Origin of the sequence: Pedobacter sp. (genome assembly GCF_040513095.1) — a bacterium.
GTDB lineage: Bacteria > Bacteroidota > Bacteroidia > Sphingobacteriales > Sphingobacteriaceae > Pedobacter.
Genome location: NZ_JBEVDX010000149.1, coordinates 1 through 3,314 on the forward strand (window position 1 = coordinate 1; position 3,314 = coordinate 3,314).

Below are 3,314 nucleotides of genomic sequence, written 5' to 3' on the forward strand. Positions count from 1 at the left end.
AATTATATTTCACCTGTCTGTACAATAATCTGACAAAGGCTATCAGCGGATTACCACTTTGTCTCCAGTCGCTCCGCTTTACCGTGCTTGGTTCTTCAGATGAATTTGCCTGCAGGAACAGCGTACTGAACGCATTGTAAAACAAGCCGCGGCCTTTGTTTTTGATGAAAGCTACGCACATTGAATATTCAGTCCTGTCTACTTTTAAGCCTTCACGGTACTGACCGAAACGTTCAAAAAAGGTATTTCTTCTCAAATGAGGATGGTCACTGTAGACATAAACTTTATTCTTATCACCAAAATATGGTTTATAGACCATTTCTGAAAATCCTTTACCGTATGGCTTCATATACGGATAAGGCGAATAGGCATAAAATCTGATGATATCCAAATCAGGTTCAACATCCATAATTTCCAAAGCATCTTTAAAATGAGGATAAAAGTCGGGAAGGGGAATAAAATCTTCCTGAACATAAAGTGTAAACGGAGTTTTTACCGCAAGCTGCCCTTTATTAATATTGTTGCCAAGCCCCTTGTTTACCGGAGTAGAAACCAGTGTGAATTCATAATCTGAATGCAGACTTTTGATATGGTCCAGGTGAACCGGCTGACTGGAGTCATCAGATACAATGATTTCCTTAAAATGTATGTCCAGTTCTTTAAACGTCTTCAATAAACGCTCTAAGGAAGTGCTCCTGTTGTAATGAGTGATCAGTAGAGACACATTGTCAAACAGTTTAGGGGTATTGTCCATTGTATAAATATTTATATTATTTAATTTCTGCTAATAAAATTGTACTTAAACCGCTTCAGGTCCTCCTTAATTCTGGAGAGGACAATATTATAAAATGATCCATTTTGAGTGAGTGTACGAACACCTGTCCATACCCTTCCCCTGCGGGATTTCATCTGTCTGATTTTACCATATTTCATCAGGTCCATGGCCAGCTGCCCATCTTCACCCCTCCTGTTGATTTTGATAAATCCAATCTTCAGACCATACTCCTTCACATAACCCATACTGATACCAAAGGTATTAAAATATGGTTGTTTAATATGTCTCAATCCGGCCATTGTATCTTTAAGTTTCTCCAGGATCAAAAGTTTCCAGCGTGGAAAAGACGCTTCCCCTATAAAAGAGTATCTGCCATATATACAGACAACGCCATCCTGCTGCAGCACTTTCAGCATCTCATCGACCCAGCATGGCGGATAAAAACAATCTGCATCAGCAGTAAGGATATATTTACCCAATGCCTCTTCCTGTCCTTTCTGACGGGCAGGTCCTGCACCCTGGGTAAGCTCATTGTATGACTTTACATGAAGGTGATCAATTGTATCCTGGGTGCGGTCTTTGGAATTGTTATTCACCACGATAATCTCAAATGGAATGTCAGTCTTCATTTGTGATAAAGTTCCTACACAACGCAGGATATTAATTTCCTCGTTCCATGCAATAACTACTATACTCACTAAAGGTGTTTTACTTTGCACCTTGTCAAGATCAGTATTTATAGATTCGAAAAGCGACGAAGGTATTTCTTCATACTTTTCATAAGGATACAAAAACTGGCCGATCCAGTCGGGGTTCTTCAAATAACTCATATGCTTATATCCTCTCCCATTTACTGTTTTCGAAATTATATAACTTAACCACCCTGGCAGGGTTACCCACTGATACGGAATATGGAGGTACATTTTTGGTGACTACGCTACCGGCGCCAATCACAGCATGTTTACCAATGGTGACTCCAGCGGTGATTACACAATTCGCTCCGACCCAGACATCGTCCATAACAGTAATAAGGCTTGTCACGGTTTTTTGTTCGCTTGGCGGTATATCGATCAGTTCATATCCATGGTTTAATCCGGAAATGACAATATTTTGCGCCATAATCACATTATTGCCGATATTTACCGGGCCAATCACGGTGCAGCCGATTCCTATAACAGACTGGTTCCCTATATACACATCGCCAACACCATTATTTATCGTTGCAAAATCTTCTATAAGGCTCTTAGTGCCCAGCTTAAAATTATTGAAGGGAAAAACATCTATTCTTGTTCTCCTCCTTACTATTGATCCTTTGCCTCTTATATGTTTAAATGGGTTGACAAACAGCCGCACCCAAAGCCTTGGCCTGAAATCATTTGCCGGGATCAGCATCCGATGTGCCAGCTTCTTTAAAAAAGGATTCGCTTTAATTTGTGCAGCTAATGACATCTCTAGTTCTTTATGACCTTGTTAATTGCTTTATACAATTCACCCACACTATTCTCCCATGTGTGGGAATGTGCAAGTGTTATTCTATTTTCAACCCTATATGCGGAATTTTCATCCATCGCCTTAGCTATTTCAGCTACAAATTCATGTCTGTCAGCTGCAAGGTAGACCGTATCCCCAAAAATGCCTACAGCCGGCGTATTCGTAGCAACCACTGGTTTACCCATTGCCAGATATTCATCAATTTTCCTGGGGTAATTCCCAACTGTTACCTGATTGACCAGCTGGGGGTTGATACATACATCAAATGCATTGATATATGCCGGCAGATCTTCCGGTTTCTGGGAACCAAGAAAATAGATATTGGAAATTTCATGCAGATCACTTTGCAAGAAAACCTCATCTTCAGGACCAACCAGGATAATATTCCAGTCTGGCCTTTGCCGGGCAATATGTCCGATCAGATCAATATCCAGCCTGATGCTTTGCAATGCCCCTACATAGCCTATTTTTGGACCTGAAAGATGCGCAATTGCGGCGACCGGAGGAAAGTTACTGTCACTTGTAAAAATATCCAGTTCACAGCCCTGGCCTATATAAAAGGACGAGGGATTGTAGGTCTTGCAATATTCACTTAAATAGGTAGAATTGGCTACACAAAGATCACTTTTGCTGATCAGCAGGGGTTCTATACGTTCGCCGTGCTTTTTCCAGTAGTCTACCGCAAGCATAAAATCCCTCGAATAATAGATACTTGTTGTTGGTTTTAGAAACTCCTGCAGGTAAAAGCTTTTGAACATATCGTTATCATTAAAAAGGATGATGTCCTTAAATTTTAATAACGAGATTGCTTTCGAAATGGATTTAGCAAAAAGCCTGTTATTTCTTTTGTTGAGGAGATCAAACAGCGCTGAATTATTAATCCAGTTTACAGATTCTATTAAAACATCAGGGTAGAGTGTCCACAGGTTATCTATTACCGGCGTTAGGCCATCTTCATTCCCCTTGATAACATTCCTGCGTTTAATTATCCCAGCCTCATTCCTGTTGCGCAATAAAGTGATTCTGTCAAGGGCCGAATTTACATACA

General features: G+C 40.4%; 4 protein-coding genes. All 4 read right to left on the minus strand.

The window, feature by feature from the left end; genetic code table 11:
- Positions 1-754 (minus strand): glycosyltransferase (locus ABWY16_RS16845; RefSeq protein WP_353905823.1); only part of this gene is annotated, 754 nt, incomplete at its 3' end.
- A 20-nt stretch (positions 755-774) separates the two neighbouring features.
- On the minus strand, positions 775-1,605 hold the full coding sequence (locus ABWY16_RS16850) for a glycosyltransferase family 2 protein (RefSeq protein ID WP_353905824.1): 831 nt from the start codon (positions 1,603-1,605) through the stop codon (positions 775-777).
- A 4-nt stretch (positions 1,606-1,609) separates the two neighbouring features.
- Positions 1,610-2,224 carry an acyltransferase gene (locus tag ABWY16_RS16855; protein WP_353905825.1) on the minus strand — a complete coding sequence of 205 codons (615 nt, stop codon included), beginning with the start codon at positions 2,222-2,224 and terminating at the stop codon, positions 1,610-1,612.
- 2 nt (positions 2,225-2,226) lie between these two features.
- A partial coding sequence (locus ABWY16_RS16860; RefSeq protein WP_353905826.1) for a glycosyltransferase occupies positions 2,227-3,314 on the minus strand: 1,088 nt, incomplete at its 5' end.

Bases quoted from the DNA above. Each gene is read 5' to 3' on its own strand.
- ABWY16_RS16850 (WP_353905824.1), bottom strand. From the start codon at position 1,605: ATGAGTTATTTGAAGAACCCCGACTGGATCGGCCAGTTTTTGTATCCT.
- ABWY16_RS16855 (WP_353905825.1), bottom strand. From the start codon at position 2,224: ATGTCATTAGCTGCACAAATTAAAGCGAATCCTTTTTTAAAGAAGCTG.